The 24086-nt window shown below is 68.2% G+C and carries 20 protein-coding genes; 9 read left to right on the top strand and 11 right to left on the bottom strand.

Annotation, left to right across the window (positions count from 1 at the left end; genetic code table 11):
* The first annotated feature begins 61 nt into the window (after positions 1-61).
* Both pabB and BM388_RS03520 read left to right on the top strand, forming a co-directional pair.
* Entirely contained in the window at positions 62-1435 is a 1374-nt protein-coding gene (pabB, locus tag BM388_RS03525; protein WP_089847274.1) for an aminodeoxychorismate synthase component I, read from the top strand.
* A 33-nt stretch (positions 1436-1468) separates the two neighbouring features.
* Positions 1469-2296: a phosphoadenylyl-sulfate reductase gene (locus tag BM388_RS03520; protein ID WP_425431902.1), complete on the top strand. Its 828-nt coding sequence runs from the start codon at positions 1469-1471 to the stop codon at positions 2294-2296.
* Positions 2297-2411: 115 nt separating this feature from the next.
* Here the strand turns inward: BM388_RS03520 and cysB are convergent, their stop codons facing one another.
* Positions 2412-3383, bottom strand: coding sequence for an HTH-type transcriptional regulator CysB (gene cysB / locus BM388_RS03515; protein WP_089847270.1), 972 nt, complete (start codon positions 3381-3383; stop codon positions 2412-2414).
* A gap of 317 nt (positions 3384-3700) precedes the next feature.
* On the opposite strand from cysB, the gene trxA reads away from it, so the two are divergent.
* Positions 3701-4024, top strand: coding sequence for a thioredoxin (trxA, locus tag BM388_RS03510; RefSeq protein WP_089847268.1), 324 nt, complete (start codon positions 3701-3703; stop codon positions 4022-4024).
* Between the two features lie 90 nt (positions 4025-4114).
* Here trxA and BM388_RS03505 read toward each other — a convergent pair whose 3' ends face one another.
* Positions 4115-5209 carry an AI-2E family transporter gene (locus BM388_RS03505; RefSeq protein ID WP_089847266.1) on the bottom strand — a complete coding sequence of 365 codons (1095 nt, stop codon included), beginning with the start codon at positions 5207-5209 and terminating at the stop codon, positions 4115-4117.
* A 125-nt stretch (positions 5210-5334) separates the two neighbouring features.
* On the opposite strand from BM388_RS03505, the gene BM388_RS03500 reads away from it, so the two are divergent.
* Positions 5335-6114 carry an SIMPL domain-containing protein gene (locus BM388_RS03500; protein ID WP_089847264.1) on the top strand — a complete coding sequence of 260 codons (780 nt, stop codon included), beginning with the start codon at positions 5335-5337 and terminating at the stop codon, positions 6112-6114.
* A gap of 142 nt (positions 6115-6256) precedes the next feature.
* On the opposite strand, the gene serS is transcribed toward BM388_RS03500, so the two are convergent.
* A complete protein-coding gene (gene serS / locus BM388_RS03495; protein ID WP_089847263.1) occupies positions 6257-7534 on the bottom strand; it encodes a serine--tRNA ligase in 1278 nt (425 codons plus the stop codon).
* A 199-nt stretch (positions 7535-7733) separates the two neighbouring features.
* Here serS and BM388_RS03490 point away from each other — a divergent pair, with 199 nt between their 5' ends.
* The 3 genes from BM388_RS03490 (at position 7734) to BM388_RS03480 (ending at position 13504) form a co-directional block, all read left to right on the top strand.
* Positions 7734-11084, top strand: a complete 3351-nt coding sequence (locus BM388_RS03490; protein WP_089847261.1) for an FAD-binding and (Fe-S)-binding domain-containing protein — start codon at positions 7734-7736, stop codon at positions 11082-11084.
* 74 nt (positions 11085-11158) lie between these two features.
* Positions 11159-11359, top strand: a complete 201-nt coding sequence (locus BM388_RS03485; protein WP_089847259.1) for a DUF2905 domain-containing protein — start codon at positions 11159-11161, stop codon at positions 11357-11359.
* Positions 11360-11533: 174 nt separating this feature from the next.
* Positions 11534-13504: a TonB-dependent receptor family protein gene (locus BM388_RS03480; RefSeq protein WP_175535027.1), complete on the top strand. Its 1971-nt coding sequence runs from the start codon at positions 11534-11536 to the stop codon at positions 13502-13504.
* Between the two features lie 87 nt (positions 13505-13591).
* On the opposite strand, the gene trpC is transcribed toward BM388_RS03480, so the two are convergent.
* The 5 genes from trpC to gph all read right to left on the bottom strand — a co-directional run bounded on the left by trpC (position 13592) and on the right by gph (position 18715).
* A complete protein-coding gene (gene trpC, locus BM388_RS03475; RefSeq protein ID WP_089847255.1) occupies positions 13592-14398 on the bottom strand; it encodes an indole-3-glycerol phosphate synthase TrpC in 807 nt (268 codons plus the stop codon).
* Positions 14399-14406: 8 nt separating this feature from the next.
* Entirely contained in the window at positions 14407-15426 is a 1020-nt protein-coding gene (gene trpD, locus BM388_RS03470) for an anthranilate phosphoribosyltransferase (protein ID WP_089847253.1), read from the bottom strand.
* Between the two features lie 30 nt (positions 15427-15456).
* A complete protein-coding gene (locus BM388_RS03465) occupies positions 15457-16041 on the bottom strand; it encodes an anthranilate synthase component II (protein WP_089847251.1) in 585 nt (194 codons plus the stop codon).
* Positions 16042-16093: 52 nt separating this feature from the next.
* Positions 16094-17590 carry an anthranilate synthase component I gene (gene trpE, locus BM388_RS03460; protein ID WP_089847301.1) on the bottom strand — a complete coding sequence of 499 codons (1497 nt, stop codon included), beginning with the start codon at positions 17588-17590 and terminating at the stop codon, positions 16094-16096.
* A gap of 249 nt (positions 17591-17839) precedes the next feature.
* Positions 17840-18715: a phosphoglycolate phosphatase gene (gene gph, locus BM388_RS03455; protein ID WP_089847250.1), complete on the bottom strand. Its 876-nt coding sequence runs from the start codon at positions 18713-18715 to the stop codon at positions 17840-17842.
* 104 nt (positions 18716-18819) lie between these two features.
* Here gph and BM388_RS03450 point away from each other — a divergent pair, with 104 nt between their 5' ends.
* Complete coding sequence (locus tag BM388_RS03450; RefSeq protein WP_089847248.1) at positions 18820-20118, top strand: NAD(P)/FAD-dependent oxidoreductase; 1299 nt, start codon at positions 18820-18822, stop codon at positions 20116-20118.
* Between the two features lie 71 nt (positions 20119-20189).
* On the opposite strand, the gene BM388_RS03445 is transcribed toward BM388_RS03450, so the two are convergent.
* The 3 genes from BM388_RS03445 to rpe are packed head-to-tail and all read right to left on the bottom strand — an operon-like array spanning position 20190 to position 22080.
* Positions 20190-21032 (bottom strand): mechanosensitive ion channel family protein, encoded by an 843-nt coding sequence (locus BM388_RS03445; protein WP_089847246.1) that lies wholly within the window; start codon positions 21030-21032, stop codon positions 20190-20192.
* Between the two features lie 46 nt (positions 21033-21078).
* Positions 21079-21372: a GIY-YIG nuclease family protein gene (locus BM388_RS03440; protein ID WP_089847244.1), complete on the bottom strand. Its 294-nt coding sequence runs from the start codon at positions 21370-21372 to the stop codon at positions 21079-21081.
* A gap of 9 nt (positions 21373-21381) precedes the next feature.
* The gene (rpe, locus tag BM388_RS03435; protein WP_089847242.1) at positions 21382-22080 is read right to left on the bottom strand and encodes a ribulose-phosphate 3-epimerase; all 699 of its coding nucleotides are present in this window, start codon (positions 22078-22080) and stop codon (positions 21382-21384) included.
* A 144-nt stretch (positions 22081-22224) separates the two neighbouring features.
* Between rpe and ggt the strand changes: the two genes are divergently transcribed.
* A complete protein-coding gene (gene ggt, locus BM388_RS03430) occupies positions 22225-23955 on the top strand; it encodes a gamma-glutamyltransferase (protein WP_089847240.1) in 1731 nt (576 codons plus the stop codon).
* The last annotated feature ends 131 nt before the right edge of the window (positions 23956-24086 follow it).

Here is a 24086-nt window from a genome sequence, read left to right as displayed (position 1 = left end):
CACAAGGGACAAGTCGGTTCGCGATGCCTAGAATGGACGCCCTGTTTGGGGAAGACTCCTGATGACACCACCGCTCGAGATCACACCGCTGCCCTACCACGAAGACCCGCTCGGCTATTTCGCGGTGCTGCGCGACAGGCCCGGCGCCGTGCTGCTCGACAGTGGTCGGCCGACGGCGCCCGGTGGGCGCTACGACATCCTCAGCTGCGACCCGCTGGCGCTGCTCGAGGTCGACGCCGCCGGCCGCGTCCACGGCGACCCCACGCTGGCGAAGCTCTCCCCCTTCGCCGCCCAGCAGGCGCTGCTCGACCGGCTGCCCGGGGAGGCGCCGGAGAGCGACCTGCCGTTTCTCGGCGGACTGATCGGCTACTGGAGCTATGACCTGGGGCAGCGCCTCGAGCCGGTAGCGGGACAGGCGCGCCCGGCCGTCACGCTGCCGGCCAGCCGGGTCGGCCTTTACGACTGGGCGCTGATCCAGGATCACGATCGCCGGGAGAGCTGGCTGGTGGGCAGCGCCGCGCGACGCGAGAAGGTGCTCGCGTGGCTGGCGGCGGCCGCGCCCCCGGCGACGGCCTTTCGCCTCACTGCGCCCTTCGCCGCCGAGCTCAGTCGCGAGGGGTACCTGGCACGCTTTCACGCCGTGCAGGCCTACATCCGCGCCGGCGACTGCTACCAGATCAACCTGGCCCAGCGCTTCAGCGCCCCCTACGAAGGCGACCTGTGGGCCGCCTATCGCCGCCTGCGCGAGGCCACCCCCACGCCCTACGCCGGCTACCTGGCCTGGCCCGGCCCCGAGGGGGAGCAGGCGATCCTCTCGCTCTCGCCGGAGCGCTTTATCGAGTGTCGCGACGGGCGCGTCGAGACCCGGCCGATCAAGGGCACCCGGCCGCGGGGCGCCACCCCCGACGAGGACCGGCGGCTGGCCGCCGAGCTCGAGGCGAGCCTCAAGGATCGCGCCGAGAACGTGATGATCACCGACCTGCTGCGCAACGACCTGGGCCGGGTCTGCCGCCCCGGCAGCGTGCGGGTGCCGACCCTCTGCGGCCTGGAGAGCTACGCCAACGTCCACCACCTGGTCAGCGTGATCACCGGCGAGCTGGCGGCCGGCCGGCGCCCCATGGACCTGCTGGCGGCGGCCTTCCCCGGCGGCTCTATCACCGGCGCGCCCAAGGTGCGCGCCATGCAGATCATCGACGAGCTGGAGCCCAGCCGGCGCAGCGCCTACTGCGGCAGCCTCGGCTACGTCGACGTGCGCGGGCGGATGGACACCTCCATCGCCATCAGAAGCGTGGTGGCCGAGGCGGGCCGACTGCACCTGTGGGGCGGCGGCGGCCTGGTGGCCGACTCCAATGGCGACGCCGAATATGCCGAGACCCTGGACAAGATCCGCCACCTGATGCGCGCTCTGGCGACGCCGAAAGTTGGCGAGAAATAGAATAAAAAGGCGCCTTCATTAGTCAATCTAGACATAGATATCCAATCATTCGGTATTGGGGAGGGGCACCACGGCTCTGCTAGGGTAGCGGCAATATCGCAAGCAGAGAGCGCCATGACCGCCTTCGACCCCAACCGCTTCGTCCTCGAGCACGACCAGGAGACGCCCAAGGAGATCCTGCGCGCCGCCTACCGGGCCTTCGGCGAGCTGACGATCTCCTTCTCCGGCGCCGAGGACGTGGTGCTGATCGACCTGGCCCTGAAGGTCGCGCCGAAGGAGGACGTGACGGTCTTCTCGCTGGACACCGGCCGCCTGCACGCCGAGACCTACGCCTTCATCGAGCGAGTCCGCGATCACTACGGCATCGCCATCGACGTGCGCGTGCCCGACACCGAGGCCGTGCAGGCCCTGGTGCACGAGAAGGGGCTCTTCAGCTTCTATCGCGACGGCCATCAGGAGTGCTGCGGCATCCGTAAGGTGGCGCCCCTGCGCCGCCGTCTGGCGGGCCTGCCGGTGTGGGTCTCCGGCCAGCGCCGCGACCAGAGTCCTGGCACCCGCTCCAGCCTGCAGATCGCCGAGCACGACAGCGCCTTCGGCAGCGAGCAGGCGCCGCTCATCAAGATCAACCCGCTGGCCCGCTGGACGAGCGACGACGTATGGACCTACATCCGCATGTTCGACGTGCCCTACAACGCCCTGCACGAGCGCGGCTACGTAAGCATCGGCTGCGAACCCTGCACGCGCCCCACCCTGCCGGGCCAGCACGAGCGCGAGGGTCGCTGGTGGTGGGAGGATCAGGGCGGCAAGGAGTGCGGGCTGCACGCCGTGAACCTGGCGCCGCCGGCCTCGTCGAGCGTCTGAGCCGCTCGCCTGCCTGAGATGGGCCTACGATGGAAAGGGGCGCCCCGCGGGGCGCCCCTTTCGTTGTGTTACTCCTTCGGCATGACGCGCATGCGATGGGGCGTGGGCTCGAGGCTCAGCGGATCGGCAGCTCGATATCCTCGAACAGCCCCTGCTCGTGGCGGGGCCCGGCGACCAGCGCCGCATCCACCAGGTCGCGGTCGAGATGACCGGCGAAGCCTTCCAGGAAGTCGTACATGTAGCCGCGCATGAAGGTGCCGCGACGAATGCCGATCTTGGTGGTGGAGCTCTCGAACAGGTGATCCGCCTCCAGCGCCACCAGGTCGGTGTCGTGCTCGGCATCCACCGCCATGTGGGCGACGATGCCCACCCCCATGCCTAGGCGCACGTAGGTCTTGATCACGTCGGCGTCGGCGGCGGTCAGCACCACGTTGGGCGACAGGCCGCGCGCCCGGAAGGCATCGTCGAGCTGGGAGCGTCCGGTGAAGCCGAACACGTAGGTGACCAGCGGATAGTCGGCCAGGGCCTCCAGCGTCAGGGTCTCGAGCTCGGCCAGCGGGTGGCCCGTGGGCACCAGCACGCAGCGGTTCCAGCGATAGCAGGGCAGCAGCACCAGATCGTTGAACAGGTCGAGGGACTCGGTGGCGATGGCGAAGTCGGCCTGGCCATCGCTGACCATCTGGGCGATCTGCTTGGGCGTGCCCTGCTGCATGTGCAGCGCCACGTCGGGATACTTCTGGGTGAAGTCGCGAATCACCGGCGGCAGCGCATAGCGTGCCTGGGTGTGAGTGGTGGCGATGGAGAGGCTGCCGCGGCGCTCGTCGCTGTGCTCCTGGGCGACGTCCTTGATGTTCTCGGCCAGCCTCAGTACCTGACCGGCCAGTTCGATGATCGCCTGCCCCGCCGGGGTAACGCGAGTCAGGTGCTTGCCGCTGCGGGCGAAGATCTCGACGCCGAGCTCGTCCTCGAGCAGGCGGATCTGCTTGGAGATGCCGGGCTGGGAGGTGAAGAGGCTCTGTGCGGTGGCCGAGACGTTGAGGTTGTGGCGTGACACCTCCCAGATGTAACGCAGCTGCTGAAGCTTCATGGCCGCCCTCTCTATGCGTGCTGTCTTTGCGTACTGTCTATGCGTGCTGACTGTGCGTGTTGACTGTGGATGTTGAGGCAAGAATGCCGTGCGTGTCGGCCTGTCATGGCGCCCTTAAAATACTTTAAGGACATAAAAAAATAACCCACAATCACTTTATAGCATAACCTGACGGGCCCGATGCAACCGCCAACCGGCGTTCGCATGGGCAGCGTGGATTTGCCAGCACCCCGGACGATCGCTAACATCGTCCGACCGGGCATGTCCCGCATGCCCCCTTACCCGCTCGATGCAGCGCAACGAAACTGGAGAATCACATGGCCAACAACGTCGATGTCACCAATGCCAACTTCGAGCAGGAAGTCCTCAAGGCCGACGCGCCGGTCCTGCTGAAGTTCTGGGCCCCCTGGTGTGGTCCCTGCAAGGTGATGGCGCCGGTGGTCGACGAGGTTGCCGAAGAGCGCGATGGCAATCTCAAGGTGGTCAGCATCAACGTGGACGACGCTCCGGAAATCGCCGCCGAACAGGGCGTGCGCGGCGTGCCCACCGTGATGCTGTTCAAGTCCGGCACCAAGGTCGCGTCTCTGGTCGGCGCCCAGTCCAAGTCTCAGCTGAGCCAGTTCATCGACCAGAACGCCTGATCGCACGCCTTCCCCGAACGCTCATCGCCCCGGCCACGGCCGGGGCGATGTCGTTTAGGGCGACGCCTCGAAGGGCTTCTCCTCGAGAGGCTACTCATCCTCGCGCTTGGAGATCGGCCGATCCGCCTGATCGAGCGGCGAGCCGACCGCCGGCCCCAGCAGATGCGCGATCCAGCGGGTCTGCGGGTGGCTGTCCAGGGCGATCTTCAGGGTCATGGTCAGCACCACCGAGAGCAGCATGCCCACCGCGCCGAAGATCCATCCCCAGACCACCAGCGACAGGAAGGCCACCGAGGTGGAGAGCCCCAGGGCACGTCCCATCACCCGCGGCTCGATGATGTTGCCCATCACAAAGTTCACCCCCAGATAGGCCGCCGAGAGCAGCATGGCATCGACCGGCCCTCCCTGCGGGGAGACCAGCAGCAGCATCACCGGTGGCACCGCGGCGATGGCCGAGCCGATGTTGGGAATGTAGTTCAGGGCGAAGGCCAGTACCGCCCACAGCAGGGGGAACTCCACCCCCAGGAACTTGCAGGCCAACCAGATCAGGGCGCCGGTCGCCAGGCTAATCAACGTCTTCACGGCCAGGTATCGCTTGAGGGTGTGGCTGAACTCGCTGAAGCGCCGAAGGCTGGGCGCCGGGTTGACCAGGGCCCGGGAGATCTTGTCGCGGAAGTTGAGGGTCTCGAAGAGCAGGAAGATCACCAGCAGCGACACGACGATGCTCTGCATCATCAGGTTGCCCACCTCACCGAGCAGCGCCGGGATCCAGCCGCCGAACTGCTCGGCATCCAGCAGCTCCGCCAGGCGATCGGTGTCGATGGCCAGGCCCAGCCCGGCAAGGCCGTCGAGCAGCCCCAGGTAGTACTGGTAGAGCTTCTGCTCGATCCCCGGCAGCGCGTCGACGAAGGTGCCGAAGCTGTTGACCAGCAGCACGCCGAGCAGCGAAAGGAAGCCGCCGATCACCACCAGCGTCAGCCATACCGAGAGACGCAGACTCAGGCCGAGGCGATTGAGCCACTGCACCGGGGCCGTGCAGACCACGGCGATGAAAAGCGACAGCAGCAGCGGAACCAGCAGGCTGGACCCCGCCCGCATGCCGGCCACGATCACCACCAGGGCCGCCAGGGCCAGGGTCAGGTTGAGGGGGATACTCTGCTGCTCGCTTTCGGGGGGTGGGGGCATGCCCGGTCTCACGGTCGTCGATGGTCTGCTCATGATGACGGGGCACGATGCAATTGCAAGGAGAGGAACCATCCCTGCGCCGCGGGCTCGAAGCCGGGTATCCATCCGACGACAAGGAGAGTGTCATGTCCTTCCCACGCCCCGCCCGAGCGCTGTTCCTTCCGGCCCTGGTCGCCATGCTGTCGATCGCACCGCCGATGACGGCCAGCGCCCTGGCGGCAGAGACGCCCCACCGCCTGGACGTCCAGGCACAGGCCGAGCTTGCGGTCGTGCCGGATCGCGCCACCCTCGAGGCCCGCCTCTGGGAGCACACCCCGGCCGTGGCGCAAGCGGCCGACGTCGAAGCCGATGCCCTGCGCGAGGCCCGCGAGCGCCTGGAGGAGCGCGCCGCCGCACTGATCCAGCGCCTGGAGGCTCAGGGGCTTGCCAGCGAGTCGGTCACCGCCGGTTCGCTGCAGGTCCAGCCGCAGCGTCTGTCGGACGTGCAGCGCGGCGACGACAAGCCGGAGCCGCGGGTGCGCACTCGCCTGCAGCGTCCCCTGAGCATCGAGGTAGAGGATCTCGCGCAGCTACCGGCGCTGCTCGACGCGCTGACCGCGGCCGGCGTCAACGCCCTGGACGGCGTGCGCTACGACCTGTCCGACCGCGAGGCCGCCACCGACGAGGCGCTGGTCAAGGCGCTTGCGAAGGCCCGCCACAAGGCCGAGCTGATGGCCGAGACGCTGGGTATCGGCTTGGGCGAGGTGATCGCCGCCAGCGAGACCCGCGCGCCGGTATTCCAGCCGCGGATGATGGCGATGAGCGACGCACGCGCCGAGGGCGCCGGCCCCGCCGAGTATCGCCCGGGCACCATCACCATCGAGGCCGGTGTCAACGTCAGCTGGGAAATCGAACCGAAGCCGTAAGCTGGAAGCTGGAAGCTGGAAGCTGGAAGCTGGAAGCTGGAAGCTGGAAAGCAACGTAAACAGAACCGCCCCCAGGCGCTTGCCAAGGGGCGGTTCACTTCCAGCTTCGAGCTTGGGACTTCGAGCTCCCGGCGAAGCCGGGTCAGGCGTTGATCGTCTCGACGCCACCCATGTAGGGGCGCAGCGCCTCGGGCACTCTGATCGAGCCGTCGGCGTTCTGATGGTTCTCCATCACCGCGATCAGGCAGCGCCCCACCGCCAGGCCGGAGCCGTTGAGGGTATGCAGCAGCTGCGGCTTCTTCTGATCCGGGCGGCGGAAGCGTGCCTGCATGCGCCGCGCCTGGAACTCCTCGCAGTTGGAGATCGAGGAGATCTCGCGGTAGGTCTGCTGGCTCGGCATCCAGACCTCCAGGTCGTAGGTCTTGGCGGCGCCGAAGCCCATGTCGCCGGTGCACAGGGTGACCACCCGGTAGGCCAGGCCCAGCGCCTGGAGAATCGCCTCGGCGTGGCCGCGCATCTCCTCCAGGGCCTCGTAGCTCTTCTCCGGCTCGACCATCTGCACCATCTCGACCTTGTCGAACTGGTGCTGGCGGATCATGCCGCGGGTATCACGGCCGTGGGAGCCCGCCTCGCTGCGAAAGCACGGCGTGTGGGCGGTAAGGCGCAACGGCAGCAGCTTGTGCTCGAGGATCTCGTCCCGGGCGAAGTTGGTCAGCGGCACCTCGGCGGTGGGGATCAGGTGGAAGCCGCGCTCGTCGTCCAGGCGGAAGAGATCCTCGCCGAACTTGGGCAGCTGGCCGGTGCCGTAGAGCGAGGCCTCGTTGACCATGTGGGGGACGTAGCACTCCTCGTAGCCGTGCTCGAGGGTCTGGGTGTCGAGCATGAACTGGGTGAGCGCCCGATGCAGTCGCGCGATGGGCCCGCGCATCACCGCGAAGCGCGAGCCAGTGAGCTTGGCCGCCAGCTCGAAGTCGAGATCGCCCTTGAGCGCCCCCAGGTCGACGTGGTCGCGCACCTCGAAATCGAAGTTCCGCGGCGTGCCCCAGCGGTGTAACTCGACGTTCTCCTCCTCGCTCCGGCCCTGCGGCACGCTCTCGTGGGGCAGGTTGGGAATCCCGCTGACCAGGGCGTCCCATTCGGCCTGCACCTCGGCGAGGCGGGCCTTGGCGGCATCGAGCCGCTCGCCGAGATCGCTCACCTCGGCCAGCAGGGGCTGAATGTCCTCGCCCTGGGCCTTGGCCTTGCCGATCGACTTGGAGCGGGTGTTGCGCTCGTTCTGCAGGGACTCGGTCTCGGCCTGCAGTTCGCGGCGCCGGGACTCCAGCGCTTCGAGACGCTGGGTATCGAGGTCATAGCCCCGCGTGGCCAATCGTTGGGCGACCGCGTCGGGGTCGCTGCGCAGCAGTTTGGGATCGAGCATGGCATCCAGTCCGTTGCAGTCGGTGAAGGAAGGTCGGGCGGTGGTAAAATCAGGCCGCCCATTGTAGGCAAAAGGGGGCAGGGGCGCCACGCGGCGCGGGCGAGCGGGATGCGCCCCCTGGCCTCTCGCGGTAGAGTAGTGGCATCCCTTCTCCCCCGCCCGGCCCTGCCCCGGCGGCGCCACGATTGAACACGACGCCATGATCGCACGCTTGGACACCGCTGACGCCAGCACCCTGCCGGGCCTCGACGCCCGCTACCTGCGCTTTCTCGAGGCGCTGAAAGCCGACGGCTTCGAGGGCGAGATCACCCCGGACTACGCCGCCCGCACGGTGCTCGCCACCGACAACTCCATCTACCAGCGCCTGCCCCAGGCCGTGCTGAGCCCGAAGCATGGCGAGGACCTTCGGCGCATCGCCCGCCTGGCCGGGCGCGAGGCGCATCGTGACGTGGTGCTCACGCCGCGCGGCGGCGGCACCGGCACCAACGGCCAGTCGCTCACCGACGGCCTGGTGGTCGACGTCTCGCGGCACATGAACGCCATCCTCGACATCGACGTCGAGAACCGCCGGGTGCGGGTCCAAGCCGGGGTGGTCAAGGACCAGCTCAACGCCGCGCTCAAGCCCCATGGGCTCTTCTTCGCGCCAGACCTGTCCACCTCCAACCGCGCCACCATCGGCGGCATGATCTCGACCGACGCCAGCGGCCAGGGCAGCTGCGAGTACGGCAAGACCCGCGACCACGTGCTCGAGCTTGCGACCGTGCTGCTCGGCGGCGAGCGCCTGGTCAGCCGCCCGCTGGCCGACGAGGCGCTCTTACCGCTGTGCGCGCGCGACGACGTCACCGGCACGGCTTACCGCACCGCCCGGGAGATCATCGACACCCAGCGAGGCCTGATCGAGGCCACCTTCCCGCCGCTCAACCGCTGTTTGACCGGCTACGACCTGGCGCATCTCAGGGACGCCCAGGGTCGCCTCGACCTCAACAGCCTGCTCTGCGGCTCCGAGGGCTCGCTCGGCCTGCTCGATGAGGCGGTGCTCAACGTGCTGCCGATTCCGAAGCACTCGACCCTGGTCAACGTGCGCTACGCGGGCTTCATGGACGCCCTGCGCGACGCCAAGGCGCTGATGGGCTCTTCACAAGACCAGCCGCAGGCGCTCGACTCTTCACAAGATCAGCCGCAGGCGCAGCCCACCTCCATCGAGACGGTGGACGACACCGTGCTGCTGCTCGCCATGGAGGACTTCGTCTGGGACAGCGTCGCCGAGTTCTTCCCGGCAGGGGAGACGCCGGTGCGCGGCATCAACCTCGTCGAGTTCAACGACGACGACCCCGAGCGCCTGGCCCAGCGGGTCGAGGCCTTCTGCCGCCACCTTGAGACGGATGCGAGCGTCGAGCGCCTCGGCTTCACGCTGGCCGAGGGCCGCCCACAGATCCAACGGGTCTACGCCATGCGCAAGCGCGCCGTGGGCCTGCTCGGTAACGCCAGGGTCGATGACAAGGGCGAGAAGCGCCCGATCCCCTTCGTCGAGGATACCGCGGTACCCCCCGAGCACCTGGCGGACTTCATCGGTGAGTTCCGCGCCGCCCTAGACGCCCGGGGGCTTGCCTACGGCATGTTCGGCCACGTGGATGCCGGGGTTCTTCACGTGCGCCCGGCCATCGACATGAAGGACCCCGAGCAGGAGCGACTAATTCGCGAGGTCTCCGACGAGGTGGCCGCGCTGACTCGGAAATATGGCGGCCTGCTGTGGGGCGAGCACGGCAAGGGCGTGCGCTCGGAGTACTCCCCCGAGTTCTTCGGCGAGCTCTACCCCAGCCTGCAGCGGGTGAAGGCGGCCTTCGACCCCCATAACCAGCTCAATCCCGGCAAGATCGCGACGCCCTTCATCGGCACTCCCTCCCCTTCTCTCTCCCACGACGAGATATCGGGGGCGGGTCGGAGCGAAGGTCATTTGCCAGGGAGGGCAAGTGTAGCGCCCAAGGAGGGGTTCACAGCGCCTTCGCGATGGTCCGGCACCCCGGGGGATGCCCCCGATACGCCTGACGCTGCCGGCACGGTCAAGGAGGCTAGCGAGGCCCAAGCGGTCAAGTTCGTCGACCCTGGCCTGCTGGCCATCGACGGCGTGCCCACCCGCGGCCAGTTCGATCGCACCATCGACGAGCGGGCCTGGCAGGCCCACGCCGCCACCGTCTACTGCAACGGCAACGGCGCCTGCTACAACTACGATCCCGACGACGCCATGTGCCCCTCCTGGAAGGCGACCCGCGATCGAGTCCACTCGCCCAAGGGGCGCGCCAGCCTGATCCGCGAGTGGCTGCGCCTGCAGGGCGAGGCCGGCGTCGACCTGATCGAGGAGTCACGCCGCCAGCGCGCCGAGGGCGCCTGGGGCTTCGTCAAGCGCTTCCCCCGCCGCGCCCTCAACACCTGGCGCCGCGACCGCGAGGCGGACTTCTCTCACGAGGTCTACGACGCCATGGCCGGCTGCCTCGCCTGCAAGTCCTGCGCCGGCCAGTGCCCGGTGAAGGTCAACGTGCCGGACTCCCGCTCGCGCTTCCTCGAGGCCTACCACGGCCGCTACCTGCGCCCGGCGCGAGACTATGTGGTGGGTGGCATGGAGTTCCTGCTCCCGGCGCTCTCCCGGGTCGCCCCGCTCTACAACGCCGCGCTGGGTACCCGCCTGGTCGACCGCCTGCTGGCGGGCCCGCTCGGCCTGGTGGACAGCCCCCGACTCTCCCGGGCGAGTCTCAGGAAGCAGCTCGCCGCCTGGGGTGTGGCCCAGGCCACGCCGACCTCGCTCGGCCTGCTTACCGAGTCCCAGAAGGCCCGCAGCGTGGTGATCGTCCAAGACGCCTTCACCAGCCACTTCGAGGCGCGGCTGGTGATGGACATCGTCGAGCTGCTCTCGCGGCTCGACGTGCGAGTCTTCGTGGCGCCCTTCTCGCCCAACGGCAAGCCCCTCGATGTCCAGGGCTTCCAAGGGGCCTTCGCGCGCACCGCCGAGAAGCAGGCCCGGCGCCTGAGGACGCTGGCCGAGTTCGGCATGCCGCTGGTCGGCATCGACCCGGCGATGACCCTGACCTATCGCCAGGAGTACGTGAAGGCGTTGGGACCGGACGCCGTGCCAGAGGTGCTGATGCTCCAGGAGTGGCTGGTGACCATGGCCTCGACTCTGGCGCACCGGGTGGCGCCGGAGGAACATGACCAACGGGATCCCGGCTTCCGGCTGCTCTCCCACTGCACCGAGAAGACCAACGCCCCGGGCAGCCCCAAGGCCTGGCAGCAGCTGTTCGCCGCCTTCGACCTGGAGCTCGAACTGCTCAGTACCGGCTGCTGCGGCATGTCCGGCACCTACGGCCACGAGGCCCGAAACCTCGAGACCTCGCGGACCATCTACGCCCAGTCCTGGCAGCCCCAGGTGGAGAGCGAGGCCAACGCCGGCCGTCTGCTGGCCACCGGCTACTCCTGCCGGAGCCAGGCCAAGCGCTTCTCGGATCAGGCCCTGCCGCACCCGCTGCAGGCCCTGCTGGGGTGGCTCAAGCAGCGCTGAGCCCCGACGTCCACCGGCAGCATCGCCGGTGGGCGCCGAGTCGCGGGGACACTGCGGGAGCCCGAGGCGTATCCGTGAACCGCACCCTGATTCTCGTCGGACTGCTGATCATCGCCGCGGACCTGCTCTGGCCCTGGCTTTCGAGGCTGCCCTTCGGCCACCTGCCCGGGGACATCGTGATCCGCCGCAAGCAGGTCACCGTCTACGTCCCGATCACCACCATGATCCTGGTCAGTCTCGTGGTCTCCGCCATCCTATGGCTGTTCCAGCGCTGAGCCGACGGGCCGTTCCGGCGCTACGCTAAAGCCGACCCCATGAACGGGATGAGCCCATGGCAAATCGTTTCACGCTGCTGCTGCTGGCCTGCTGGGGCCCCCTCTCCTGGGCGCAGGCAACCGAAGGCCTCGACAGCCGGGAGGACAAGGGAGACCCCCTCCGGCAGCGCGGCCTTGCCCACCATCACGGTGACCGCCCCGCGACTCACCCGGGACCTCTACGATACCCCGGCCGCCGTCACGACCCTGACCCGGGAGGATATCCAGCGGGGCCAGCAGGGTGTGCGCCTGGATGAGTCCCTGGTGACGGTTCCCGGTGTCTTCCTGCAGAACCGAGACAACTTCGCCCAGGGCCAGCGGATCGCCATCCGGGGCTTCGGTGCCCGGGCTCCCTTCGGCATACGTGGCATCCATGTGCGTGTCGACGGCTTTCCCTTCACCCTCCCCGACGGCCAGGCCCAGATCGATGCCGTGGACCTGGATAGCGCCGAGCGCATCGAGGTCATTCGCGGCCCCTCCTCGGTGCTCTACGGCAATGCGGCAGGCGGCGTGGTGGATATCCGCACCGGCGACGGCAGCGAACTGGTTCGTTCGCCCGTGGTCTCCGTGCAGGGTGGCAGCCACGACTTCCGCAAGCTGAGCCTTCGCAACGGCGACGAAAGCGGCCGATGGATCCACAGCGTCAGCGTGTCGGCACTGGACTTCGACGGCTATCGCGAGCAGAGCGCCGTGAACAAGCGCCTGCTCAACGCCCGTCTGGGGGTCCGGCTCGACGACGACCGCACTCTCTCGGCGCTGGTCAACGTGCTCGATAATCCGCGTGCCGAGGATCCCAGCGCGCTGACGGCCGACGAGGTGGCCGATAACGCCCGTCAGGCCCGCGATGTCGCGATCGACCTGGATTCTCGGCAGGAGGTCGAGCAGCAACTGGTCGGACTGCACTACGAGGATCTCGCCATGGGGGAGGGCGAATTCAATGCCCGTGCCTTCGTCAGCCGACGCGACTTCCTGCAGCAGCTCCCCTTCCCCGGTAGCAGTCTGATCGACTATGAGCGCCACTACTACGGCGGCAGTCTCGACACCACCCTGCCGATGACGCTGGCGGATCGCCCGCTGCGCACCGTGGTGGGGGTAGACGTGGCCCGTCAGGAGGATGACCGCGGACGCCAACGGGTCGACAGCAAAGGCCAGCCGATTGCCGTCAGTGCCGATGAACAGCAGAACGCCACGTCGGCAGGTGTCTTCCTGCAAACCGAACTCGGTCTGACCGAGCGACTCGACCTGAGTGCCGGTGTTCGCCACGACAGCGTGCGCATGACCATCGACGATCGCCTGGTCGGTACCGACGACCCTGACGAAAGCGGCAGCCGAACCTTTCGCGAGTGGACCGGGAGCCTGGGGCTGAGCGTGCGTTTCCACCCGAACCATCAGCTCTATGCCACCCTCGGCACCGCCTTCGAGACGCCGACCTTCACCGAGTTCGCCCCCTCGGACGGCAGCGGCGGCTTCAACCCCGACATCGAACCGCAGACCTCGCTGAACCGCGAGGTCGGGATGCGTGGCCGGCTGGGCGGCCAGCTGACCTATGACCTGGCGGCCTTCTCGGTGCTCGTCGACGACGAGCTGATACCCTTCCAGGCCTCGGATGGTCGCGACTTCTTCGTGAATGCCGGCGAGACCCGACGGGAAGGTATCGAGCTCGGGCTGGACTGGAACATCAGCCTGGCCTGGCGCCTGACCAGTGCGCTGACACTGGCCGACTACGCGTTCGAGCGCTTTCGCGACGAGGATGGCACCTACGACGGCAACGACCTGCCCGGGTTGCCGAGCCGGCTGTGGATGAACCGCCTGAACTGGTACGGCAGCGGAGAGCGCTTCACCACCCTGGAAGCCCAGTACACAGGCTCCTTCTACGCCGACAACGCGAATAGGGTGCAGATTCCCAGCCACTGGCTGGTCAACCTGCGCGCCGGCGACGCCTGGCGCCTGGGCGGCAGCAACACGCGACTCGGGATACAGGTCGGTATTCGCAACCTGCTGGACGAGGACTACAACGAGAACGTGCGCATCAATGCCTTTGGGGGACGCTACTACGAGCCGGATCCGGGCACCACCTGGTTCGCGGGGCTCGAGCTCAGCTTCTGAGCCGCGTTCGATGCCGAAAACGACAACGGGCAGCCGAGGCTGCCCGTTGTCGTTGTCGTTGGCATTGTCGCTGTTACAGGCGAGAGATCAGTAGAACAGCCGGCGCAGCGCCTCGCCGGGCTCGGCCTCGCGGACAAAGGCCTCGCCCACCAGGAAGGCGTTGACGTCGCGCTCGCGCATTCGCAGCACGTCGTCGCGGCTGTGGATGCCGGACTCGGTGACCACCGTGACGCCCGCGGGAATGCGCGGCAAAAGCTCCAGGGTCGTGTCGAGCCGGGTATCGAAGGTGTGCAGGTCGCGGTTGTTGATGCCCACCAGCGCGAGGTCAAGCTTGAGCGCCCGCTCGAGCTCGAGGGCATCGTGGACCTCCACCAGCACGTCCATGCCGAGCTCAACGGCCTGGCGGTGCAGGTCCGCCAGGCGAGCATCATCAAGGGCGGCGGCGATCAGCAGGATGCAGTCCGCGCCGATGGCCCGCGCCTCGCTCACCTGGTAGCCGTGGGTGATGAAGTCCTTGCGGATCACCGGCAGGTCGCAGGCCGCACGCGCCTCGATCAGGTCGTCCTCGTGGCCCTGGAAGAAGTCGGCATCGGTCAGCACCGAGAGGCAGGCGGCCCCGCCCTCGGCGTAGCTCGCGGCGATCTCGCCGGGCCGGAAATCCTCGCGCATCACGCCCTTGGACGGTGAGGCCTTCTTGATCTCGGCGATCACCGCCGGATCGCCGGCGCGGATCCGCCGGTCGAGGGCGGCGACGAAGCCGCGCGGGGCGTCCTGCTCGGCGGCCAGGCGCAGGAGTTCCTGCTCGGAGACGGCGCGCGAGCGCTCGGCCACCTCTTGATCCTTGCGGGACAGGATGCGCTCGAGGATCGTCGGCAGCGCGGGAGCGTCGGTCATGTCGGGCCTCACTGGTTGAACACGCGGGTAAAGTTGGCAAGCTCCTTGAGCTTCTCCAGCGGCAGCTTCGAGGCCTGGGCATCCTGGGCCATGGCGACCCCCTCCTTGAGGGTATCGGCGACCCCGGCGGCATAGAGCGCCGCCCCGGCGTTGAGCGCGACGATGTCGGCCGCGGGCCCTTCGCCCACCAGCGCCTGCTCGACCAGCCGCAGGCTGTCCTCGGCGGTCTTGACGCGCAGCGGGTCCAGCGACTGGCGCTCGATGCCGAACTCTTCGGGGATGATGGTGTACTCGTGGATCTCGCCGTCCTTGAGCTCGGCGACCAGGGTCGGCTGGGCCAGCGAGATCTCGTCCAGGCCGTCCTCGGCATGCACCACCAGCACGTGCTCGCTGCCGAGGCGCTTGAGCACCTCGGCCATCAGCGGGACCAGCTCCGGGGCGTAGACCCCCAGCACCTGATTGGACACGCCGGCCGGGTTGGTCAGCGGCCCGAGAATGTTGAACAGGGTACGCACGCCCATCTCGCGACGCGGCGCCACGGCGTAGCGCATCGCTGGATGGTGGTTGGGGGCGAACATGAAGCCGACGCCCACCTGCTCGATACAACGCCCGACCTGCTCGGCGTCGAGATCCAGGTGAATCCCCGCCACGGCGAACAGGTCGGCGCTGCCCGAGGAGGAGGAGACGCCGCGGTTGCCGTGCTTGGCGACGTGGGCGCCGCCGGCGGCCACCACGAAGCTCGCCGCCGTGGAGACGTTGAACAGGTTCGCCCCGTCGCCGCCGGTGCCGACGATGTCGACCACGTTGTCGGCGGTGAGCCGCACCGGGGTCATCAGCTCGCGCATCACCTGGGCGGCGGCGCTGATCTCCTCGGCGGTCTCGCCCTTCATCGCCATGCCCATCAGGAAGGCGGCAATCTGCGGCTCGCTGGCCTCGCCGGTCATGATCTGGCGCATCACGGCGTGGGTCTCATCGAAGCTCAGGTTCTCGCGACGCATCACCGCGCCGAGGGCCTCTCGCATCTGCATGGGATTCTTCTCCTCTGACTGGGGCACGATTCAGCGACGCTTCAGGAAGTTGGCCAGCAGCTCATGGCCCTGGCGGGTGAGGATCGACTCGGGGTGGAACTGCACGCCCTCCACATCCAGCGTGCGGTGGCGAAGCCCCATGATCAGCCCCGGGGTGACGTCGTCCTCGTCGCACCAGGCGGTGACCTCCAGGCAGTCCGGCAGGCCCTCGCGCTCGACCACCAGCGAGTGGTAGCGCGTCACCTCCAGCGGCTCCTCGAGGCCCTCGAACACGCCCTGGCCGAGGTGGCGGATCCGCGAGGTCTTGCCGTGCATCACCTGGGGGGCGCGCACCACGCGCCCGCCGTAGACCTGGCCGATCGCCTGGTGGCCAAGGCAGATGCCGAGCACCGGGATGCGTCCGGCGAAGCGGCGGATGGCGGCCATGGAGATACCCGCCTGGTCGGGGGTACAGGGCCCCGGTGAGATCACCAGGTGGCTCGGCGAAAGGGCCTCGATCTCGTCGAGGGTGATGGCGTCGTTGCGGTGGGTCGCCACCTCGGCGCCCAGCTCCCCGAGGTACTGGACCACGTTGAAGGTGAAGCTGTCGTAATTGTCGATCATCAGCACGGACATGGTGCGCTCTCCGGCACTCGCCCGGCCAGGGCCGGGCGACAGGAATCAGGGGTCACTCGAGGTTGTCCAGGCCGCGCTCGGCCATGGCCACGGCGCGGAACAGGGCACGGCCCTTGTTGAGGGTCTCCTGCCACTCCATCTCCGGCACCGAGTCGGCGACGATGCCCGCGCCGGCCTGGACGTGCAGCTGGCCGTCCTTGATCACCGCGGTGCGGATGGCGATGGCGGTATCCATGTTGCCGTGCCAGGAGAGGTAGCCCACGGCGCCGGAGTAGACGCCGCGCTTGACCGGCTCCACCTCGTCGATGATCTCCAGCGCGCGGATCTTGGGGGCGCCGGAGACGGTACCGGCCGGGAAGGTGGCGCGCAGCACGTCCATCGCGGAGAGGCCGGGCTTCAGGCGCCCGACCACGTTGGAGACGATGTGCATCACGTGGGAGTAGCGCTCCACCACCATCTTGTCGGTCACGGTGACCGAGCCGGTCTCACTGATGCGTCCGACGTCGTTGCGCCCCAGGTCGATCAGCATCAGGTGCTCGGCGAGCTCCTTGGGATCATTGAGCAGCTCGGCCTCCAGCGCCCGATCCTCCTCCTCGCTGTGGCCGCGCTTGCGGGTGCCGGCGATGGGCCGCACGGTGACCTCGCCGTCCTCCAGGCGGGTGAGGATCTCCGGCGAGGAGCCGGCCACCTGGTGATCACCCAGGTTCAGGTAGAACATGTAGGGCGACGGATTGAGGCTGCGCAGGGCGCGATAGAGATCCAGCGGCGCGGCCCGGTAGGGAATCGACATGCGCTGGGAGGGCACGCACTGCATGACGTCGCCGGCCAGCACGTACTCCTTGATCTGCTCCACCGCCGCCTTGAAGCCCTCCTCGGTGAAGCCGGAGGTGAAGTCGCCCTCCTCTACCGCCGCGCGACCGGTGCCGGGGCTGACGGTGTTGTGGGTGGCGCTGCGCAGGCGCATCTCGAGGCGCTCCAGGCGCTCCACGGCCCGCGCGTAGGCGGCCTCCTCGGCCGGGTCGGCGTGGGTCCAGAGCGTCAGCCGGCCGGAGAGGTTGTCGAACACCACCAGGTCGTTGCAGACCATCAGCAGGATGTCCGGCACGCCCAGCGGATCGGCCTTGGCGTCGACATGGGGGCCGCGCAGGCGCGGCTCGATGTAGCGGATGGTCTCGTAGCCGAAGTAGCCCACCAGGCCGCCGTCAAAGCGCGGCTGGTCGTCCAGGCGCGGCACCTTGAAGCGGGCCTGGAAGCGCTCGATCCACTCGAGGGGGTCCTCCACCTCCACGGCGCCCAGCTGCTGGTCGTCGACGATATGGCGGACGGTGAAGCCGCGCACCTCGATGCGCTCGTGGCACGGCAGGCCGATGATCGAGTAGCGCCCCCACTTCTCGCCGCCTTGCACGGACTCGAGCAGGAAGGTCCAGGGCGCGTCGGCGAGCTTCAGGTAGGTCGAGAGCGGGGTATCGAGATCGGCCAGCACCTCGCGGGTGACCGGAATACGGTTATAGCCGGCGTCGGCCAGCTCATGAAAGCGCTCGGGAGTCATCATGCCCGGGGTCCTCGCGGTGGAGAGAAAGACACTGGTGGATCGAGGGACGCCCCGCCGGGGCGCCCGGTCAGGCGAGCGTCACCATCGCCAGCCGCCGGCCATGCCGGGGCGCGAGAGGGGACGAGCAGCGGTAAGGCGGGAAAAGGCATCCAGCGTCATGCGGGTGTCCATCGGAGGAGATCGCGAGATCCGTTATAACAAAAAACTATCGTTATCGGGCTTCATTATAGCCCAGACAAAATCACCCTAAACGAGTTCCGCAAGCGATTCAACCGTGCCATCCGGGCGGCTCAGCGCCACCGGCTCGCCGTGGTTATAGCCGTAGGGAACCGCCAGGGTGCGAAAGCCCGCGGCGCGCCCGGCCTCGATGTCGTGGCGCGAGTCGCCGACCATCAGGCAGGCCGAGGGCGCCACGTCGAAGTGCGCCGCCACGTGCAACAGCGGCGCCGGATCGGGCTTCTTCGCCGCCAGGCTATCGCCCCCCAGGCAGAGCGCAAAGTGGCGCGCCAGGTCGAAGGCCTCGAGCAGCGGCGCAATGAAGGCGCTCGGCTTGTTGGTCACCAGCGCCAGGGGCAGCCCGCGCGCGCTCAAGCCCTCCAGCGCCTCGCGCGCCCCGGGATAGAGCCGGGTGCGGGCGCAGGGGGCACGGCCGTAGTGGGCGAGGAAGGCGGTGTGGGCCTGCTCTAGCAACACTTTATCGATTTCTTCACCGGCCTCGAGCGAGGCTTTTCCGGCGACTGATCTACGAGGGGGCGCTGTGACCCCCTCCCTGGGCGCTACCGATGCCCTGCTTCGCTCTCGCATCCTGCTCCGCTTGCAGGACCGGTGCCGGCCATCCATGGCCAGCCCGTTCGGAGGAATTCTCCTCACCCCTGGCATAGGACCTCCTCTGCGATCAGTCTGCGGCAACTCGCTAGCCTGTGTTGCGAACCGCAGCGCACGCTCCATCAGCGTAAGCGAGCCGTTGCCGACCCAGTCGCGCACCCGGGCCTCGCCCTGGGGCGCCAGGCCGAGATCCACCAGGGCGGCATCGGCCGCCACGGCCAGGTCAGGCACGGAATCGATCAGGGTGCCGTCCAGGTCGAAGGCCACCAGCCGAATGTCGTTGAGGATGGGGTGCATGACGCCTCTCGTCGAATGAGTCGATAACCCATTATGCCGGACCGGCCATGGGCAGGAAATCGGCTAAGGCTTATGCTGGAGCCTCAACCTTTCGGGAGAGTGACATGGACCTGCCAAGAATCGTCGTGGTCGGCGGGGGGGCCGGCGGCCTCGAGCTGGTCACCCGGCTCGGCCGCAAGCTCGGCAAGCGCGGCCGCGCCGAGATCGTGCTGGTCGATCGCGACGCCACCCATATCTGGAAGCCGCTGCTGCACGAGGTCGCGACCGGGGCGCTGGACTCGGGGCTGGACGAGATCTCCTACCAGGCGCACTCGAGCCTTAACGGCTATCGGTTCCAGCGCGGCACCCTGGGCGGCATCGATCGCGAGGCCTGCAGCCTGACGCTGGCCCCGGTGCTCGATGACGCCGGCGACGAGGTGCTGCCCGCCCGGGAGCTCGCCTACGACCAGCTGGTGCTGGCACTGGGCAGTGTCAGCAACGACTTCGACACGCCTGGCGTTGTCGAGCACTGCCACTTTCTCGACAGCCCCCACCAGGCCGAAGCCTTCCGCCAGGAGATGCTCAACACCTTCCTGCGCCACAACGACCCGCGCCGCGAGCGGCCGGCGCGCATGGCGGTGGGCATCGTCGGCGCCGGCGCCACGGGGGTCGAGCTCGCGGCGGAGCTCCACGAGGCCTCGCGGATGCTGCACAGCTACGGGGTCACCTCCCTGGACAGCGACCGGCTCGAGGTGCACCTGATCGAGGCCGCCCCGCGGGTGCTGCCGGCGCTGCCGGAACGCATCAGCGAGGCGGTCCACCGTGAGCTGGAGCGGCTGGGGGTGAAGATCCATGCTGAGACGCGCGTGACCCGGGTGGAGGCCACGGCGATCCATACCGCCGACGGCGAGCGAATCGAGATCGATCTCGGCGTCTGGGCGGCGGGCATCAAGGCGCCGGCACTGCTCTCGCAGCTGGGCCTGCCGACGGAGAAGAACCACCGGCTCAAGGTCCACGACACCCTGCAGAGCACGGAGGATCCCCGGGTGTTTGCCATGGGCGACTGCGCCAGCTGCCCGCAGCCGGACGGCAGCACGGTGCCGCCGCGCGCCCAGGCCGCCCATCAGCAAGTCGCCACGCTGTACCACAATCTACAGGCCAGGCTCGCCGACAAGCCGCTCAAGTCCTTCGTCTACCGGGACCGCGGTTCGCTGATCTCGCTGGCGCACTTCGACGCGATCGGCAGCCTGATGCGCGGCGCCTCGGCGCGCAGCCTGTTCATCGAGGGGCACCTGGCGAAGTTCTTCTACGCCTCGCTCTATCGCATGCACCAGCGCGCCATCCACGGCACCCTGAAGACCGGCCTGATGGTCGTGGTGGACGGGCTCTACCGCTTCCTGAAACCGCGCCTGAAACTGCACTGACGCCGTGATGAAACGCGACGAGGGCCGCCGGGTATCCCCGGCGGCCCTCGTCAATGGAGCCTGCGCGGCGCTCAGCGCTCGTCGAGGCCTCCCGCCGCCTCGCCGTGGTGATAGACATGCACGTCACGCTGGGGAAAGGGGATGCTGATGCCCTCGCGATCGAAGCGACGCTTGATCTCCTCGATCATCTCCCAGTAGACGTCCCAGTAGTCGCCGGCGCTGACCCAGGGTCGCACGATCCAGGTGACGCTGGAGTCGCCCATGGCGCTCATGCGGATATTCGGCGCGGGATCGGCCAGCACCCGGGAGTCGTCGGCCACCACGCCTTGCAGCACGCGACGCACGGTGTCGATGTCGGCCTCGTAGCCAACCCCCACCGCCAGATCGACCCGCCGGGTGTCGTGAGCCGAGACGTTGGTGATGGCGCCGCTCATCATCTGGCCGTTGGGCACGATGATCTTGCGGTTATCGCCGGTCTTGAGCTCGGTGGTAAAGATCTGTACGTCCTCGATCACCCCGGCCACGCCGCCCGCCTCGACGTAGTCGCCGATCTTGTAGGGGCGAAAGATGATCACCAGCACCCCGGCGGCGAAGTTGGCCAGCGACCCCTGCAGCGCCAGCCCCACGGCCAGGCCCGCGGCACCGATCACCGCGATCAGCGAGGTGGTCTGGATGCCAACCTGGCTGATCGCCGCCAGCACCACGAAGGCCAGCAGCAGGGCATAGAGGATATTGCCCAGGAACTTGACCAGCAGCGGATCGACCTTGCCGCGCCGCATGGCCTTGAGCGAGAGCCGGTGCACGAGCTTCGCCGCCCAGCGCCCGACCACGAAGATGGCGGCGGCCGCCACCAGGTTGATGGCGAAGTTGGTGCCCTGCATCTGGACGAAATCACTGATCCATTGGCTATTCATGGGGTGCTCCCTGTGCTGGCGAGGCCGCGCCCCGCGTCCATGGTGATCATTCGCCGGCCCGGCGCCGGGCCAGCCACTGCCGCTTCGCCGCGGCGCTCAGGCGCTTGACGGCGGCTTCCTGGCGCAGCGCCGCGCCGTGCTCGCCGATACACTCGCGATGCACCAGCGTAAGCGGCCCCTTGCCGCGCAGCGCCTTGGCGCCGCGCCCGCCACGATGCTCGGCCAGCCGTCGGTCGACGTCGGTGGTAATGCCAGTATAAAGAGCGCCCGATGCGGTCTCGATCAGGTAGAGATACCAGAGGCGCTCGGCGGCCGGGCTCGGCGCATCGGCGGCGCTCATCGAGCCGCCTCAGGCGCCGGCCAGGGCCCGGCGGAAGTCGCCGATCACCCCGTCGTAGCGGTGCGGGTCGGCCGCGTTGCGCGCCTTGAACACGGCTGAGCCGGCGACGAAGGTATCGGCCCCTGCGCGGGCGATCTCGGCGATGTTATCGACCTTGACCCCGCCGTCGACCTCCAGGCGGATCGGACGCCCCGAGGCATCGATACGGCGGCGCACCTCGCGCAGCTTGTCGAGGGTACCGGGGATGAACGACTGGCCGCCGAAGCCCGGGTTGACGCTCATCAGCAGGACCATGTCGACCTTGTCCATCACGTAGTCGAGGAAGGAGAGCGGCGTGGCCGGGTTGAACACCAGGCCCGCCTTGCAGCCGCCGTCGCGGATCAACTGCAGGGAGCGGTCGATGTGATCGGAGGCCTCCGGGTGAAAGGTGATGTAGCTGGCCCCGGCATCGATGAAGTCGCCGATCAGCCGATCCACCGGCCTGACCATCAGGTGGGCGTCGATGGGCGCGGTCACCCCGTGCTGCCGGAGGGCCTCGCAGACCATCGGGCCGATGGTCAGGTTGGGCACGAAGTGATTGTCCATCACGTCGAAGTGGACGATGTCCGCGCCGGACGCCAGCACATCGTCCACCTCCTCGCCCAGGCGGGCGAAATCGGCGGAGAGAATCGAGGGCGCAAGCTGGAAATCGAGTCGGGAGTCGGTCATGGCGACGATCGGTTCCTGTGAGAGTCGAGGGGGCACAATGGGCGGCATTCTAGCAGCATCTCGCCCCCCGCCGTATGGCTTGCAGGTTCGCCAAGCCCGGCCGATAGTGATCAGGGCACGCCCCACCCTCAACGGAGAACCCCGATGATGACCCGCTGCCTGTCGCATCCTCTGAGTGCCGGCCTGCTCGCCGGCACGCTGCTCTTCGCCCCGCCGCTGCTCGCTCAGCCGGCCATCCTCGAAGGCGAGCGCTTTCACCCCCAGGAGGGCGCCGAGGGCATGGTGGCGACCAGCCATTTCCTGGCCTCACGGGTCGCCCACGATGTGCTCGCCGCCGGGGGCAACGCCGTGGACGCCGCCGTCACCGCGGGCTTCGCGCTGGCCGTCACCCAGCCCCGCTCCGGCAACATCGGCGGCGGCGGCTTCATGCTGATCTCCGATGAAGACAGCGACGAGGTCATCGCCATCGACTATCGTGAGGAGGCCCCCGCAGCCGCCACCGAAACCATGTTCCAGGACGAGGACGGCAACGCCGTCTCCGAATGGTCGCGCTTCACCCATCGCGCCGCCGGCGTGCCCGGCACCGTGGCGGGCCTGGCCCTGGCGCTGAAGGAGTACGGCACCCTGAGCCTCGCCGAAGCCCTGGCGCCGGCGATCAAGCTTGCCGAGGAGGGCTTCGAGGTGCCCCAGCGCTTCGTAGACGGGGTAAGCGCGACCCGCGAGCGCCTGACGAAGTGGGACTCGACTGAGGCGATGTTCTTCAAGGAGGACGGCAGCCCTTACGAGGTCGGCGACACCTTCCGCCAGCCGGACCTGGCGGCGACGCTCAAGCGCATCGCCGAGCAGGGTGCCCGCGAGTTCTACGAGGGCGAGACCGCCCGGCTGATCGTCGCCGAGATGGAGCGCCATGACGGCCTGATCACCCGCGAGGACCTGGCCGCCTACCAGCCGGTGATCCGTGAACCGAGCCATGGCAACTACCGCGGCTACGACGTATACGCCATGAGCCCGCCCTCCTCCGGTGGCGCCCATATCGTGCAGATGCTCAATATCCTCGAAGCCTACGACATCGGCGACATGGGCTTCGGCGCGGCCAACACCATGCACCTGATGGCCGAGGCGATGAAGCGCGCCTACGCCGACCGCTCGGAGTACCTGGGCGACACCGACTTCGTCGACGTGCCCCTCGAGGGCATCACCTCCGAGGGCTACGCCGACGAGCTGCGCGCCGAGATCGCCATGGATCGCGTCACGCCGAGCGAGGAGATCGCCCCGGGCAACCCGCTGCCCTATGAGTCCAACGAGACCACCCACTTCTCCATCGCCGATGACGAGGGCCTCGCGGTCTCCAACACCTATACCATCAACTTCAGCTACGGCTCGGGGATCGCCGTGGCGGGCGCCGGCTTCCTGCTCAACAACGAGATGGATGACTTCTCCGCCAAGCCCGGCGTGCCCAACGCCTACGGCCTGATCGGCGGCGCGGCCAACAAGATCGAGCCCGGCAAGCGCATGCTGTCGTCGATGACGCCGACCATCGTCAAGCAGGACGGCAAGAACTTTCTGATCACCGGCAGCCCCGGCGGCTCGCGGATCATCACCACCACCCTGCAGGTGCTGATGAACGTCATCGACCACGACATGAACATCCAGTCGGCGGTCAGCGCCCCGCGCCTGCACCACCAGTGGCTGCCCGACGAGCTGCGCATCGAGGCCGGCTTCAGCCCCGACACCCTGGAGCTGCTCGAGGGCAAGGGCCACACCATCAGTCAGGAGTCGGCGATGGGCGCCGCCCAGTCGATCGTGATCGAGGACGGTCGCTTCTACGGTGGCGCCGACCCGCGGCGCTCCACCTCCTCGGCCATGGGGCTCTAGCGCTCAACCGCCCCGCACGCCCACGTGCGGCCCCGCAAATCCCGACGCCCTCGGCCTCGCCGAGGGCGTCGGCGGTTTAGCGTCGACGGATACACAAATTCTAAAAAGGAATAAAAGACGGCATTGTAATT

It is taken from the genome of Halomonas saccharevitans (assembly GCF_900116405.1).
Lineage (GTDB): Bacteria > Pseudomonadota > Gammaproteobacteria > Pseudomonadales > Halomonadaceae > Halomonas > Halomonas saccharevitans.
Note: the sequence above shows the minus strand (reverse complement) of the source record. Positions and strands in the feature narration are given on the sequence as shown.

What these genes read in the sequence shown, in the direction of transcription:
- trpE (WP_089847301.1), bottom strand. Translation starts at nt 17,590, where the DNA reads ATGACTCCCGAGCGCTTTCATGAGCTGGCCGACGCCGGCTATAACCGT.
- trxA (WP_089847268.1), top strand. Translation starts at nt 3,701, where the DNA reads ATGGCCAACAACGTCGATGTCACCAATGCCAACTTCGAGCAGGAAGTC.
- BM388_RS03500 (WP_089847264.1), top strand. Translation starts at nt 5,335, where the DNA reads ATGTCCTTCCCACGCCCCGCCCGAGCGCTGTTCCTTCCGGCCCTGGTC.
- trpD (WP_089847253.1), bottom strand. Translation starts at nt 15,426, where the DNA reads ATGCAGATGCGAGAGGCCCTCGGCGCGGTGATGCGTCGCGAGAACCTG.
- rpe (WP_089847242.1), bottom strand. Translation starts at nt 22,080, where the DNA reads ATGACCGACTCCCGACTCGATTTCCAGCTTGCGCCCTCGATTCTCTCC.
- BM388_RS03450 (WP_089847248.1), top strand. Translation starts at nt 18,820, where the DNA reads ATGGACCTGCCAAGAATCGTCGTGGTCGGCGGGGGGGCCGGCGGCCTC.
- BM388_RS03505 (WP_089847266.1), bottom strand. Translation starts at nt 5,209, where the DNA reads ATGCCCCCACCCCCCGAAAGCGAGCAGCAGAGTATCCCCCTCAACCTG.
- pabB (WP_089847274.1), top strand. Translation starts at nt 62, where the DNA reads ATGACACCACCGCTCGAGATCACACCGCTGCCCTACCACGAAGACCCG.
- BM388_RS03490 (WP_089847261.1), top strand. Translation starts at nt 7,734, where the DNA reads ATGATCGCACGCTTGGACACCGCTGACGCCAGCACCCTGCCGGGCCTC.
- BM388_RS03465 (WP_089847251.1), bottom strand. Translation starts at nt 16,041, where the DNA reads ATGTCCGTGCTGATGATCGACAATTACGACAGCTTCACCTTCAACGTG.
- BM388_RS03440 (WP_089847244.1), bottom strand. Translation starts at nt 21,372, where the DNA reads ATGAGCGCCGCCGATGCGCCGAGCCCGGCCGCCGAGCGCCTCTGGTAT.
- ggt (WP_089847240.1), top strand. Translation starts at nt 22,225, where the DNA reads ATGATGACCCGCTGCCTGTCGCATCCTCTGAGTGCCGGCCTGCTCGCC.
- trpC (WP_089847255.1), bottom strand. Translation starts at nt 14,398, where the DNA reads ATGACCGACGCTCCCGCGCTGCCGACGATCCTCGAGCGCATCCTGTCC.
- gph (WP_089847250.1), bottom strand. Translation starts at nt 18,715, where the DNA reads ATGCACCCCATCCTCAACGACATTCGGCTGGTGGCCTTCGACCTGGAC.
- cysB (WP_089847270.1), bottom strand. Translation starts at nt 3,383, where the DNA reads ATGAAGCTTCAGCAGCTGCGTTACATCTGGGAGGTGTCACGCCACAAC.
- BM388_RS03445 (WP_089847246.1), bottom strand. Translation starts at nt 21,032, where the DNA reads ATGAATAGCCAATGGATCAGTGATTTCGTCCAGATGCAGGGCACCAAC.
- serS (WP_089847263.1), bottom strand. Translation starts at nt 7,534, where the DNA reads ATGCTCGATCCCAAACTGCTGCGCAGCGACCCCGACGCGGTCGCCCAA.